This is a genomic window from Nocardia sp. JCM 38205 (genome assembly GCF_058222935.1).
Window position 1 is genome coordinate 519,821 of the sequence record NZ_JBYHFL010000004.1, and the last position, 14,370, is coordinate 534,190.

Here is a 14,370-nt window from a genome sequence, read left to right on the forward strand (position 1 = left end):
ATCAGACCGCATGGCAGCATACTGGCGGCAACTGAAGAGGGTGGCCGCCGACACACGACAACGATCCGATCGACCGCGATCACGACGCGATAGAACCGCCGCGCCGCGCCGCGCCGATCGGCTACCTTGGCACGTGTTTCAGCATCATCCTGCGCGTTTCACAGGAGAGTAGGCAGATGGCGACCATCGAATATCTGCGGACCGACCCCGATCTGCCGCCCGTCGGCGTGATCGACCGGTCCCCGATGACTCCGGCCAAGAAGGCGATATTCGCGGGCATCGCGATACTCGGCGCCGCTGCCTGGACGATCCTGGCCATCGCCCGTGGCGAGTCGGTGAACGCGGTGTGGATCGTGATCGCGGCGGTGTGCACCTACATCATCGCCTACCGCTTCTACGCGCGACTGATCGAATACAAGGTCGTCACACCGCGCGACGACGTGGCGACTCCGGCCGAGATCCTGGAAAACGGCAAGGACTACCTGCCGATGGACCGGCGGGTGCTGTTCGGCCACCACTTCGCCGCCATCGCCGGTGCCGGCCCGCTGGTGGGCCCGGTGCTCGCGGCGCAGATGGGGTATCTGCCCGGCACCATCTGGATCATCGTCGGCGTGGTGTTCGCCGGCGCGGTGCAGGACTACCTGGTGCTGTGGGTGTCGACCAAGCGACGCGGGCGCAGCCTCGGGCAGATGGCCCGCGACGAGCTCGGCTGGTTCGGCGGCTGGGCGGCCATCATCGGAATTCTCGTCATCATGATGATCCTGCTCGCGGTGCTGGCGCTGGTCGTCGTCAATGCTCTCGCGCACAGCCCGTGGGGTGTGTTCTCCATCAGCATGACCATCCCGATCGCCCTGTTCATGGGCGTGTACCTGCGGTTCCTGCGGCCGGGCGCGGTCGGTGAGGTGTCGCTGATCGGGTTCGCGCTGCTGATCCTGGCGATCATCGCCGGTGGCTGGGTCTCGGAGAACGACACCTGGGCGAGCTGGTTCACCTTCCACCCGGTGACCATCTCCTGGATGCTGATCGGCTACGGCTTCTTCGCCTCGGTGCTGCCGGTGTGGTTGCTGCTGGCGCCGCGCGACTACCTGTCGACGTTCATGAAGATCGGCACCATCGGCCTGCTCGCGCTCGGCATCCTGATCACCCTGCCGACCTTGAAGGCGCCCGCGGTCTCGGAGTTCGCGCACACCGGCGCCGGGCCGGCCTTCGCGGGCAGCCTGTTCCCGTTCCTGTTCATCACGATCGCCTGCGGTGCGCTGTCCGGATTCCACGCGCTGGTGTCCTCGGGCACCACACCGAAGCTGCTGGAGAAGGAATCGCACAGCCGGATGATCGGCTACGGCGGCATGCTGATGGAGTCGTTCGTCGCGGTGATGGCGATCATCACCGCCTCGATCATCGACCAGCACATCTACTTCGGTATGAACGCCCCGCTCGGCGCGACCGGCGGCACCCCCGAATCGGCGGCCGCCTACACCAACTCGCTCGGACTGTCCGGCCCGCCGGCCACACCCGAGACGTTCAGCAATGCCGCGAGCGAGGTCGGTGAGGAATCGATCATCTCCCGCACCGGTGGCGCGCCGACGCTGGCCATCGGCATCTCCGAGGTGTTCCACCAGTTCCTCGGCGGGTCGAGCATGAAGTCGTTCTGGTACCACTTCGCGATCATGTTCGAGGCGCTGTTCATCCTCACCACCATCGACGCCGGCACCCGCGTGGCGCGCTTCATGCTCTCCGACGCGCTTGGCAACTTCGCCGGTCCCGCACGCAAATTCAAGGATCCGTCCTGGCGGGTGGGCGCGTGGCTGTGCTCGGCGATCGTGGTCGCGGCATGGGGTTCGATCCTGCTGATGGGCGTCACCGATCCACTCGGCGGCATCAACGCGCTGTTCCCGCTGTTCGGTATCGCCAACCAGCTGCTGGCCGCCATCGCGCTGATGGTGGTGCTCACCATTCTGGTGAAGAAGGGCCTGACGAAATGGGCCTGGATTCCAGGGATTCCGCTGGTGTGGGACCTCATCGTCACCATGACCGCGTCCTGGCAGAAGATCTTCTCGGCGGACCCGAAGGTCGGCTACTGGAAGCAGCACGAGATCTGCCAGAACGCGCAGCAGGCGGGCAAGCTGTGCCTGACCGCGAAGACGCCGGAAGACGTGGACGCGGTGGTGCGCAACACCTTCATCCAGGGCACGCTGTCCATCGTGTTCGCGGTGCTGGTGCTGATCGTGACGGTGGTCGGCGCCATCGTCTGCTACCGCGCGTGGCGAGCGGGTACGGCCGAGACCACCGAATCGCCGGAGCAACCCTCGCGCATTTTCGCTCCGAGCGGATTCATCCCGACCGCGGCCGAGAAGGAGGTGCAGCGCGAATGGGACGAACTGATCGAGAAGGGCGCGGCGAAGGAGCCCGGCGCGGCGCACTCGAAAGCGCACTGAGGATCGAGGCGGCGGCCGGGGAGCGGCTCCGGGGCGGGCCGGCGAACGGGCCTGGTCGTACCGTGCTCCGCCTCGTTCGCGGTGTGCTGTGGTGGTTCAACTCGGTGCTCGGCGGGCAGGACTATCAGCGCTATGTCGCGCACCTGCGGCGCAAGCATCCCGGGTGCCGGATTCCGTCCGAGCGGGAGTATTGGCGGGAGCGGCACGCCGAGGCCGATCGCAATCCGGCCAACCGCTGCTGCTGACCCGGCCGCACGCTCCGCCCGGCGAGTCGCGTGGCGTGTCGCGCGCGGCCTGCCGGGCCCACCGGGGTAATGACCGATTTCCGCTAGCAGCGGTCGCCGGTTGCTGTCATTGTGGTTGACGTGACGATCACGGCTCTGGACTTCGAACGCTGTTACCGAGCGGTCTCCACCCGGGACTCCCGCTTCGACGGGCAGTTCTTCACCGCCGTGCGGACCACCGGAATCTATTGCCGCCCATCATGTCCGGCGATCACTCCGAAACGCGCCAATGTCAGCTTCCTACCGACCGCGGCCGCCGCGCAGCAGGCGGGCTATCGCGCCTGCCGTCGCTGCCTACCCGACGCCGCACCCGGTTCGCCGCTGTGGAACACCAGGGCAGACCTGGCGGCCCGGGCCATGCGGCTGATCGGTGACGGCGTGATCGAGCGCGGCGGGGTGCCCGCGCTGGCGGCGACGCTGGGCTATTCGCAGCGTCAGCTCACCCGCGTGCTCACCACCGAACTGGGGGCGGGCCCGCTCGCGTTGGCCAGGGCGCACCGCGCGCACACCGCGCGGCTGCTGATCCAGACCACGAACATGCCGATGTCGGATATCGCGTTCGCTGCCGGATTCGCCAGCATCCGGCAGTTCAACGACACCGTGCGGGAAGTGTTCGCGGTCAGCCCCACCACCATGCGCACCGAAGCGCAGCGGGCCAACGGACGGGCCGTGCCGAGCACCAACGGCACGCTCACCCTGCGGTTGCCCTACCGCGAACCGCTGGACCGCGGCTGGCTGGAATGGTTCTTGTCCGCGCACGCGGTGCCGGGGCTGGAACTATGGGAGGACCGCAGTTACCTGCGCAATCTGCGTACCCCGCACGGGCACGCCTCGATCCGGCTCGGGTTTCAGCGCGATCATGTACGCGCCGAACTCGCCCTGCACGATATGCGCGATCTCGCGCCGACCGTGGCGCGGCTGCGGCATCTGCTCGATCTGGACGCCGATCCGATCGGCATCGATGAGGCGCTCGGGGTGGCCGAGCACGCGCAACGTCCGGAGGGGCGACCACGGTTCGTCCCGGGCATCCGGGTGCCCGGATGCCTCGACGGGGCGGAGTTGCTGCTGCGCACCATGATCGGGCAGCAGATCTCGGTGCAGGCGGCGGCCACGCACACCGCCCGGCTGGTCTCCGCGCTCGGCGATCCCATCGACGGGCCGACACCGCGGCTGTTCCCCGATCCCGCGGTGATCGCCGAACGCGGCGCCGAGGTATTGACCGGCCCGGCCCGGCGGATCCGCTCGATCGTCAACGCGGCTGCCGCGCTGGCCTCCGGCGAACTGGCCCTGCACCAGGGCCGCACCGCCGCCGATCTGCGGCGCGATCTGCTGGCGTTGGAAGGGATCGGCCCGTGGACCGCCGACTACGTGACCATGCGCCTGCTCGCCGATCCCGACATCCTGCTCGACACCGACCTGGTGGTGCGGCAAGGCGCCGCCCTGCACGCCATCGACCTCACCGACACCGCGCGGTTCGCCCCGTGGCGCTCCTACCTGTGCATGCAGTTGTGGCACAGCGCCCTGGCCGCCCGCACTGTACCGGCGGCCCGCGCCGCCCGAACGAAAGCGAGTACCGACTCATGACCGCAGCCGTCCTCACCCCCGGCGCCGCCACCGAAACCACCGTACGCACAGCCGATTTCGCTACAGTCACGACACCGATCGGCCCGTTCACCACACTGATCGACAGTGACGGCGCCGTGCTCGCCTCCGGCTGGACCGCGGACGCGGAGAACCTGCGCGGCCTCATCCACTCCGGTCTGCGGCCCGCCGCACTGCGCGAACGCACGGAACTCGGCGCCGTCACCGACGCCGTCATCGCCTACCACCGTGGCGATCTCACCGTCATCGACGCCGTCGAGGTCCGCCAGCGGTCCGGCGAATTCCTCATGCACGCCTGGCAGATCTTGCGCACCGTCCCCGCCGGAAACCCGCTCACCTACACCGCCTTCGCCGCCCGCTCCGGCCGCCCGGCCGCCACCCGCGCCGCCGCCAACGCCTGCGCCCGCAACGCCGCGGCACTGTTCGTCCCCTGCCACCGCATCCTGCGCACCGACGGCACGCTCGGCGGGTTCCGCTGGGGACTGCCCGCCAAGCGCTGGTTGCTCGATCACGAGGCGAACGCCTGAGCCGACGGCTCGGGCGCCGTCTCCCGCCCTACGTCGCAGCACCAGGGTCCTGCGCCGGGCGATTCTGAACCGCCCACCGCCGGGATGCACCGCTGGGCGTTCAGGTGCACGGTAATCGCGCCGAGCGGTCGACAGCGGTGTCGAGCACCGGCTCGAAGGCTGCACTGCCACCGCCGTCGCGGTTACGGGAGCAACTGTCGAAACAGGGCGTCGGTGGCCCAGGTCCGCCATTCGGCCGAGGTCCATGACCGTTCGTGAACGAGCAGGTGATAGGTCTCCGGCGACAGCACGGCCAGCGCCACATCGGCGGCCCGCTCAGCGGAAATACCGTTGCGCAGAGGGGTTTTGGCTGCCAACGCCTCGGCGAGGCGCAGCTGCACCGTATGCCGCTGGTCGATATTGGTCTGCCAGAGTTCGGCCAGTTCGGCATCGGTCGCCGCGGCCGAGCGAATCACCTCCAGTAGCGGGCTGACGCGTTCGAGAATCGCTGCCGCCGCGGCCACTTGACGATGTATCTGATCGGCGGGCTCGGCGGCGACCGCCTCGGCGAACCAGGGCCGATCGAGTGTGGCGACCGGCTCGGCATCGCCGGCGATCTCACGATCGAGCAACTCGGACAGAATCGCGCGTTTGGTGGCAAAGGTGAAGTAGAGCGTCTGCACCGCCATGCCCGCCTGTTCGGCGATGGCCTTCATCGTCGTGGCCGTGTAGCCACGCGTGGTGAACAGCTCCCGCGCCGCGTCGAGCATTTTCGCCCGGTTCGCCGTCGTCTTCGCGGCACGTGTCGTTTTCGCGGTCATCGCTCGATCCTACTTGACTAGAGCGGCACTCCAGTGGATTCTCACTAGAGTATCGCTCTAGTGAAATGGAGGGGCTCATGTCCCGGACAGCGCTCGGCGCACGAGATCGACTGATCCTGCTGCTCATCACCGCCGTCGAACTGGTGGTCTTCCTCGACACAACGGTCCTCAATGTCGCGCTGCCGAGCATCGGCAACGACCTCGGCCTCGACGAGGCCGGGCTCGGCTGGGTGACCAATGCCTATCTGCTCGCCTTCGGCGGATGCATGCTGCTCGGCGGGCGAGCCGCGGATCTGCTCGGGCCGCGCCGGATGTTCGCCTGCGGCCTGGCGGTGTTCACCGCCGCCTCGGCGCTGGCCGGGTTCGCGGGCACTCCGGCACTGCTCATCGCCGCCCGCGCGTTGCAGGGAATCGGTGCGGCGGTGGTGATTCCCGCGCAATTGGCCTTGCTGACCGCGACGTTCACCGAGCCGTCGGCCCGTAATCGCGCATTCGGGGTCTGGAGCGCGATGGGGGCCGCGGGCGCTGCCCTCGGGACAGCCATCGGTGGACCACTCACCGACTGGTTCGGCTGGCCGTCGATCTTCCTGATCAACCTCCCGATCGGCCTGCTGGCCCTCGGGCTCCTCGCGGTATTGCCTGCCGACACCGCACCGGGTGGCACCGGCCGACGGCTGGACCTTCCCGGAGCGGTCACCGGCACGGCGGCCCTGCTGCTCATCGGCTATGCGATAGGGGCGCTCGCCGATCCCGGCGCTCGCGTCTCGGCCTGCGGGCTGCTGGTCGCCGGTGCGGTGCTGCTGGCCTGCTTCCTCTGGATCGAAGCGCGCAGTCCGCACCCGCTGATGCCGTTGCGGTTGTTCGAGGTTCGGCACGTGCGTGGCTCGGCACTGGTGAACGTTCTCGTCGGCGCGTCGCATGTGCCGACCTTCGCGCTCCTCGCGCTGTACCTACAGAACAGCCAGGGCTACAGCCCCACCGCATCGGGACTCGCGGTGCTTCCGGTGGCGGTGGTGAATATCCTCATCTCCCGCACGCTCATCCCGATCGCGCTCGATCGCCTCGGCGCCTGGCGGGTTCTGGCCGGAGGCTTGGCTTTACAGGCCGTGGCGATGGCGTTGTTCGCTCGCGTACCCGAACACGCGACCTACCCGATCGATGTCCTGCCCGGCGCGATTCTGCTGGGCATCGGCCTGCCCGCCGCATTTGTCGGCGTCACCGCACCCGCCGTGACCTCGGTCGACCAGGTCGACGCCGGCATCACCGCCGGCATCGTCAACACCGCGCAGCGGGTCGGTTCCGGGCTCGGCGTCACGGTGCTGCTCCTGCTCGGCCAGGTGGTGACCGAGCAGTCGGCGGCCGGGCCCGAACACGCCTACCGCACCGGCCTGGCCGCCGCCTTCACCGTCGCGGCGGCACTGGCGGCATTCGGCGCGGTGCTCACCGTCGCGCTGTTGCGGGCGAAACCACGGCTCGTGCAACACACCGGCACCGCGGTCTCGGCGTCCTGAGATCCGCCGGGCACCCCAACCACCACTACGTCCCGAGGACCACCGTGACCACAACCGCACGGACAGAACGCTCACCTGCCGCCGAGGACGACTCCCCGCGCGGCCCGCTCGCCGCGCTGGCCCAAACTCTGATCGCCAGGCATCGGCTCACCCTGGCCGCGGTCGGGCTGATCACCCTGCTCGCCGCGCTCGCCGGGGCCGGCGTCACCGATCGGCTCTCCACCGGCGGCTATGTCGACGACAGCTTCGAATCGGTGCGCGCCGACGCGATACTCGCCGATCGCTTCGGTGCCGGATCGCCCAACCTGATACTGGTAGCCGAGGCCGAGGGCGGGGTAGGCAGCGCCGCGGCGACCGCGGCCGGTCGCGCGCTGACCCAGCGGCTCGCCGAACGACCGGAAGTCGTCTACGCCCTGTCCTATTGGACGCTCGGCGACGCGGCGGAGCCGCCGCTGCGCTCACCCGACGGCAGCGTCGCCCTGGTGCTGGTGCGGCTGGCGGGCGATGAGGACACCGTCAACCGGACCGCGCACCAGCTCATACCGGAATTCGTCACCGACGAGGAACCACTGCGCGTGCGCGCCACCGGCCTGGCGCCGGTCAACGACGCGGTCGAGCGACAATCCGCGGCCGACCTCACCCGCGCCGAGCTCATCGCGGCTCCCCTGACGCTGTTGATCCTGCTGTTCGCGTTCGGATCGTTCACCGCGGCCGTGCTGCCGGTGCTCGTCGGCGGGGTCGCGGTGGTGACGAGCCTGGCGGTGCTGCGGCTGATCGCCGAAGCGACCCCGGTATCGATTTTCGCGTTGAACATCACCACGGCATTGGGCTTCGGGCTCGCGGTCGACTACAGCCTGTTCCTGGTGACCCGGTTTCGCGAGGAACTGCGCGCGGGCCGGACACCGTCGGCGGCGATCGTCGCCATGGTGCGCTCGGCGGGCCGCACCGTCGTGTTCTCCGCGGTGACGGTGTTGCTGTCGTTCGCCGCGCTACTGGTGTTCCCGATCTATTTCCTGCGGTCGCTGGCCTACGCGGGGATGGCGGTCGTCGGCCTGTCGGCGCTGACCTCACTGCTGCTGGTGCCGCCGCTGCTCACGGTGCTCGGCCCGCGCATCGACCGGTGGGATCCGCTGCGCGGGCTGCGCGCGAAGGCAGCCGGGTCGCGGGTCTGGCATCGGCTTTCGCATCGGGTGATGCGGCGGCCGATCTCGGTCGCGACCACGGTGACGGCCGCGCTTCTGGTGGCCGCGTTTCCGTTCGCAGGAGCGAGTTTCGCGCTGCTCGACGATCGCGTCCTGCCGCCGGAGAACCCGGTCGTGCTGGCGGGCGAGACAGTGCGTCAGCACTTCGCGGCGACGACCTCGGCGCCGATCTCGATCGTGCTGCCCGAGGTGGACGCCACCGGCGAAGCACACGCCGTGGCCGAGTACGCACGCACACTGTCGGCGGTACCCGGTTCTGCCCGCGTCGACAGCGCGGTGGGATCGTTCGTCGATGGCGCCGCGATCGCGGGGCCAGGACCATTGGCGGCGATCTATCGGTCCGAGGGCGCGAACTGGTTGTCGGTGACGGCCGGTGTCGAGCCGAACTCCTCGGCCGGCGCCGACCATGTCCGGGCCCTGCGGGCCGTCGACGCGCCGGGCACCGCGCTGATCGGCGGTGATGCCGCCATGCTTGCCGATACGCAGGACATGCTGATCAGCCGAATCCCCCGCGCGGCATTGGTCATCGTGGCGAGCATGCTGGTGCTGGTGTTCCTGTTCACCGGCAGCGTGGTGCTGCCGGTGAAGCAGATCGTGCTGAACGCACTCAGCTTGACCGCGTCCTTCGGCGCCATGGTGTACGTGTTCCAGGACGGGCATCTGAAATGGCTGGTCGGCGATTTCGTCCACACCGGACGGCTGGAAGTGACCGTCCCGATCCTGATGTTCTGCATCGCGTTCGGGCTCGCGATGGATTACAGCCTGTTCCTGCTCTCCCGAATCCGCGAAGAATTCCTGCGCACCGGCGACAACACCGAGGCGGTGGCGTTCGGGATGCAGCGCACCGGCGCGCTGATCTCCACCGCCGCCCTCATCGTGGCGGTGGTGCTTGCGGCGATGGCCACCTCGCAGCTGAGCCTGCTCAAACTGCTCGGAGCGGGTCTCGCGCTGGCTGTTCTCGTCGACGCCACGCTGGTCCGCGGGCTGCTCACGCCGGCGGTCATGCGCTTGCTCGGCCGGTGGAATTGGTGGGCGCCACGACCGTTACGCCGACTGCACGATCGGCTCGGGCTTCGGGACGGATGAGCGGCTCACGCCACCGTCGCCTGCAATCGGGAACCCGCGCGGCCGCGGATGACGTGCAGGCGGCTGGGGATGCGCTGGCGCATCTCGTCGACGTGGCTGACCAGGCCGACCACTCGGCCGCCCGCGCGCAGATCGTCGAGGACGCCCATCACCGCATCCAGGGTGTCGGCGTCCAGGCTGCCGAAACCTTCGTCGATGAACAGGGTGTCCAAGACGATGCCGCCGGTTTCGGCCGCTACGGTGTCGGCCAGGCCGAGGGCGAGGGCCAGTGAGGCCATGAAGGTTTCACCGCCGGAGAGGGTTTTGGCCGGGCGGATGGCGCCGGTGTAGTCGTCGCGGATATCGAGGCCGAGACCGCCGCGGCGACCATGTGTGCCGGCCCGGTCGGTGTGCACGAATTCGTAACGGCCGCCCGACATCCGGCGCAACCGGGCCGAACCCGCCAGCGCCACCTCCTCCAGCCGTGCGGCGAGTACGTAGGAGCGCAACGACATTCGCCGGTTGTTGGCGCCGCGCCCGGCCACTACATCGGCGAGCGCGGACAGTTCCTCGTGCGCGCGCTGGGCGGGAGCGATGTGGTCGACCGCCGCCCAGAGCTGGCCGCTGAGTTCCTCGAGCTTGGCGACGCGGGTGCTCGCCGCGGAGTGTGCGGCGACAGCTATTTCGAGCGCGCGGCGCGCCTCGGCCACCGCCGCGTCCAGTGCGGTCGGATCGCCGGGTTCGGTATCGGCTGCGGCGCGCACTTCGGGTTCGGCCAGCACCGCCTCGGCCGCTGCCTTCGCCCGCTCAGCGGATTCGAGCTGCTGCTCGATCTCCTGTTGGCGGCGCGGCTGGAGAATCACGTGTTCGATTCGGCGCGCGTACGCGGTGAGCAGTGCGATGAGCTGCGCCGGCGTCATCGGTTCGGGGGCAGGGTCCGGTGCGGTGGTCTGCGGATCACTGTCGCCGCCCGTGCGCGGGCCGTCGCTGCCGCTCGAATCCACGGCGCCACCGGTTTCCGGAGCAATTGGCGGCAGATCGAACAAGGTCGGCTCGGATGCGTCCGGAACCACTGCGGCAGCTGCTGGAAGGTCGAACAATGCGGGCTCGGCATCGTGCCCTGCACCTGTCGGGGCGCTGCCGACCACCTGTGGAACACACGATGCCGGTGGCGGTACCGGCTCGGGATCGAAGTCGACTCCATCAGGGTCGGAGCGCCGAGCCCGCAGCGGCGCATCGGGTGCCGGGTTCGGCGGCGGCTCGGAACTGCCGGAATCACGCACGGTGGGCGTAGGCGTCGCGGTGGCCGTAGCTTCGCCCGGTGTCTCGCCCGGCTCGAGCGCGAATCCTGCCGACCGCGCCAGGTTTTCCACCCGCTCCGCGATCGCCCGGACCTGTTGCCAGGCGCTGGCGGCCGCCGTTTCGGCGGCGCGGTAGGCGGTGGCCGCGGCGATCAGGGAGTCGAGCCTGGCGCGGCGGCGGTCGATGGTGGTATCGGCGCCCGCGGCCTCGCGCACGCGTGCGCTGAGTTCGGAGAGGCGGGCTTCGGCGGCGGCGATGGTCGAGGTGATGGTGCCGCGGCGGGTTTCGGCCGCCCGGAGTTGATCGTGCAGGTCGGCTTCCTCCGCGCGCAGCCGGTCGAGTTCCGCGGTGGCAGTGGCGCTCTGGTCGGCGAGTTCGCCGGCATCTTCGTAGCGCAGGGTGGCGGTGCGCAGGGCGGCGGCGAGCTCGACCGGGTCGGCGTCACCGCCGCGGGCGGTCAGGCCCTCGATCTCACGTTCCAGCTCGGCGATCCGGGCCAGCACCTTGTCCCGGGCTGCTTCGGCCGCGCGTTCCTCGGCGCTCGCCGCCTCTTCTGCGTCCTTGGATACCGCGCTCTCGGCCGGTTGCGCCGGGTCCGGATGTTCGACCGAACCGCAGACCGCGCACGGGTGTCCGTCGGTGAGCTGCCCGGCCAGTTCGGCCGCCATCCCCGCGAGCCGCCGTTCGCGCAGATCCAGGACGCGTTCCTTGGCGTCATTGTGCGCGGCGCGGGCGGTCTCGGCATCCACCCGCGCGCGATCGAGATCCCGCCGCCGCTCGGCCAGCGCGACCGCGGCGGTCGCGGCGCCCTGCAACCGCTCGCAATCGGCGGCCAGCGCGGGCAGCATGGCGGCCGCGTCGGCAGACTCCCTGGCCCGCGCCTGCGCCGCCGTGATCGCCCCCGGAATCGCTTCCCGCCGCTCGGTGATCCGCACGAGCCGCCGCGCCAGTTCGGCCTCCTCGGCTCGCAGCGCGGCGATCTCCCCCGTCAGCTGCTCGGCCGCCGCCGCGGACGAACCCACCTCGTCCAGCACACCGATCCGCGCACTCCACTGCCGAATCGCACCATCGACGTCGCCGAGGCGGGCCTGTCCTGCCACGGCCGGGTCGGCCGCGAACCCCGAAGCGCCTGTTCCACCGTCGCCGCGCAGCTCCGCATCCGGTAGGCCCGTACTACCCGACCCACCAACCAGCCCACTGAGCAGCTCCCGACCTGGCAGACCAGCGCTTCCCGGCTCACCGAGCAACTGCGCCAATCGCATTGCGGCCCGGTCGGTTTCATCGTCATATCGCCGTGCGCGCGTCACGGCCGTGCGGGCATCGTCCAACGCCGCGGCGACGGGTTCGGCGCGGCGCGCGGCTTCCAGCTCGGCGCGGCGGGCGGCGCGGTCTTCGGCGGTGGCGGCGTAGTCGTCGAGTTGGCGGCGGGCGGCCAGCAGGCGGCGGTGGGTGTCGGCGAGCCTGCGTTGGTGTTGGGCGGCCGCATCGGCGTGCGCGTGTTCCTCGCGCCTGCGTTCGAGTTCGGTGGTGGCGGTGGCCAGTTCGGCGCGGGCGGTGTCGAGCAGATCCTCGGCCCAGTCGACGGCCTCGAGCGGGCCGACGGTTTCGGTGGCACTGATCCCGGCGGTGACGCCGACCTGCACGATCAGGTTGTCCACCCCGCGGGTGCGGGCGGCGAGTTCGGCGTCGGAGGCGCGTCGGCGTTCGGCCAGCCAGTGTTCGGCGGTGCCGAATCGTTCGGTGTCGAAGAGCTTCTCGAGCAGCTTTTCCCGCTCTTCGTTCTCCGCGCGCAGGAACCGCGCGAAGTCACCCTGCGGCAGCAGCACCACCTGGAAGAACTGTTCGGCGCTCATCCCGAGCAGCCGTTTGACCTCCTCGCCGATATCGGGGATGCGAGACAGGTTGGCGCCGAGGCCGTCCAGCCATTCCAGGGTGGCCTTGGCCTTCTCGATCGAGGTTCCGGTGCCGCGCCGTTTGGGCCGCTCGAATTCGGGGCTGCGGATCAGCCGCACCCGCCGCCCGCCCAGCGTGGCTTCCAGCAACACCTTCGGCGGGGTCTGCGGTGAGGCGTGATCGGAATGCAGGCGTTTGCTGTCATTGCGGGCGCCCGGCACCCGGCCGTAGAGCGCGAAGGCGATGGCGTCCAGCACGGTGGTTTTTCCGGCACCGGTATGCCCGTGCAACAGGAACAGGCCGTCCGCGCCGAGAGTGTCGAAGTCGACGACGGTGGTGTCGGCGAACGGGCCGAACGCGGTGATCTCGAGCCGGTGCAGCCTCATGCCGTGAGTTCCGTGGCGCCCTGCGTGCCCGCGGCAACGGCCGTCTCCGCCTCCGGTTCCCTGGTGGCCGCCGCGATGGCCCGTTCCAGCCACCGCATCTCGGAGTCGGTGGGTGTGCCACGTACATCGGTGAGGAAACTGCGCGCCACCTCGGTGTCGCGACGGCCGTGCACGCGTTCGCGGTAACGCAGTTGCGGATCGCCCTGTGGGCGCTCCCATTCCACGTGCACCGCGTACGGGAACCGCTCGCGCAGCTTGCGCATGGCGTCGATGGGGCGCGCGTGATCGGTGAGGGTGGCCGACACGTAGTCCTCGCGGGCCCGGCCGAATTCGGCGCCGTTCAGCAATTCGTCGAGAGTGCCGACCAGCCGGCTCAGCCCGCGCACCACCGGCATCTCCCGCCGGCGCACCGCACTGAGCCCGTGCGCGTCCAGGTCGACGATCCAGACCGCTTTACGATGCGAGCTCTCCCCGAACGAGTACGGCAGCGGCGAACCGGAATAGCGCACCGACTCCGACAGCGTCTGCGGCGAATGCAGATGACCGAGCGCCACATAGTCGATGCCGTCGAACTCGCCCAGCGGCACCGTCTCCACCCCGCCCACCGAAATCGACCGCTCCGACCCGGTGGCCTCGCCGCCGACGACGAACGCGTGCGCGAGCACGACCGTGCGTGCTGCCGGCCTGGCCGCGATATCGTCGCGGATGCGCCCCATCGCCGCAGCCAGGATCTCGGCATGCGAACGCGCCTGCGGCACACCCAGTTCGGCGCGAGTGATCTCCGGCTCCAGATACGGGATGCCGTAGAAGGCGACCTCGCCGTGCTCATCCGGCAACAGCACCGGCCGGTGCGCGTCGGCGACGGTGGTGCGCAGGTACAGCCCGCCGGCCGCCGCGAAACTGGCACCGGCACCGAGCCGGGCCGGGGAATCGTGATTGCCCGAGGTGGCGACGATGCGCGCGCCCGCGGCCCGGATGGCTTCGAATCCGCGATTGCACACCGCGATCGCGTCCGCGCTGGGAATGGAGCGGTCGTAGACGTCACCGGGGACCACGACGACATCGACCGATTCCTCCGCCACCAGCTCCGCGACGGCGCTCAGCGCGTACTCCTGATCGCCGAGCAGATCGACCCCGTGAAAGGTACGGCCGATATGCCAGTCCGACGTGTGCAGGATTCGCATGCCGCGAACCGTATGGCAACCCACCGACACACTTCAATCAGAGGGCGCCGAGTGTCGGATACCCGCCGGGCGCGCGACCGGCGCGAATGTGACGGTCGCCACGAAGACGGCGGCCCGGGCGGGTGCCGACGGGTGCAACCGGCATCACCCGACCGGCCCTGCCATGACACCGACCGGCG

General features: G+C 69.8%; 9 protein-coding genes. 6 read left to right on the forward strand and 3 right to left on the reverse strand.

All coding sequences use genetic code 11. The annotated features are described in order from the left end of the window. The first annotated feature begins 176 nt into the window (after nt 1-176). The 4 genes from AC4HOU_RS17970 to AC4HOU_RS17985 all read left to right on the forward strand — a co-directional run bounded on the left by AC4HOU_RS17970 (nt 177) and on the right by AC4HOU_RS17985 (nt 4,848). Nucleotides 177-2,435, forward strand: a complete 2,259-nt coding sequence (locus tag AC4HOU_RS17970) for a carbon starvation CstA family protein (protein ID WP_490724799.1) — start codon at nt 177-179, stop codon at nt 2,433-2,435. A gap of 62 nt (nt 2,436-2,497) precedes the next feature. After that, entirely contained in the window at nt 2,498-2,680 is a 183-nt protein-coding gene (locus AC4HOU_RS17975) for a YbdD/YjiX family protein (RefSeq protein ID WP_462731370.1), read from the forward strand. Between the two features lie 120 nt (nt 2,681-2,800). Beyond that, nucleotides 2,801-4,303, forward strand: a complete 1,503-nt coding sequence (locus tag AC4HOU_RS17980) for an Ada metal-binding domain-containing protein (protein ID WP_462736089.1) — start codon at nt 2,801-2,803, stop codon at nt 4,301-4,303. Beyond that, nucleotides 4,300-4,848 carry a methylated-DNA--[protein]-cysteine S-methyltransferase gene (locus AC4HOU_RS17985; RefSeq protein WP_490724800.1) on the forward strand — a complete coding sequence of 183 codons (549 nt, stop codon included), beginning with the start codon at nt 4,300-4,302 and terminating at the stop codon, nt 4,846-4,848. The genes AC4HOU_RS17980 and AC4HOU_RS17985 overlap by 4 nt, the downstream gene beginning before the upstream one ends. 182 nt (nt 4,849-5,030) lie before the next feature. Here AC4HOU_RS17985 and AC4HOU_RS17990 read toward each other — a convergent pair whose 3' ends face one another. Continuing rightward, on the reverse strand, nt 5,031-5,648 hold the full coding sequence (locus AC4HOU_RS17990; protein WP_490724801.1) for a TetR/AcrR family transcriptional regulator: 618 nt from the start codon (nt 5,646-5,648) through the stop codon (nt 5,031-5,033). 77 nt (nt 5,649-5,725) lie between these two features. Between AC4HOU_RS17990 and AC4HOU_RS17995 the strand changes: the two genes are divergently transcribed. Both AC4HOU_RS17995 and AC4HOU_RS18000 read left to right on the forward strand, forming a co-directional pair. Continuing rightward, nucleotides 5,726-7,159, forward strand: a complete 1,434-nt coding sequence (locus AC4HOU_RS17995; RefSeq protein WP_490724802.1) for an MFS transporter — start codon at nt 5,726-5,728, stop codon at nt 7,157-7,159. 44 nt (nt 7,160-7,203) lie between these two features. Next, nucleotides 7,204-9,447: an MMPL family transporter gene (locus tag AC4HOU_RS18000; protein WP_490724803.1), complete on the forward strand. Its 2,244-nt coding sequence runs from the start codon at nt 7,204-7,206 to the stop codon at nt 9,445-9,447. Nucleotides 9,448-9,452: 5 nt separating this feature from the next. On the opposite strand, the gene AC4HOU_RS18005 is transcribed toward AC4HOU_RS18000, so the two are convergent. Beyond that, a complete protein-coding gene (locus tag AC4HOU_RS18005; RefSeq protein WP_490724804.1) occupies nt 9,453-13,007 on the reverse strand; it encodes an AAA family ATPase in 3,555 nt (1,184 codons plus the stop codon). Next, nucleotides 13,004-14,191, reverse strand: coding sequence for an exonuclease SbcCD subunit D (locus tag AC4HOU_RS18010; RefSeq protein WP_195006782.1), 1,188 nt, complete (start codon nt 14,189-14,191; stop codon nt 13,004-13,006). The genes AC4HOU_RS18005 and AC4HOU_RS18010 overlap by 4 nt, the downstream gene beginning before the upstream one ends. Between the last annotated feature and the right edge of the window lie 179 nt (nt 14,192-14,370).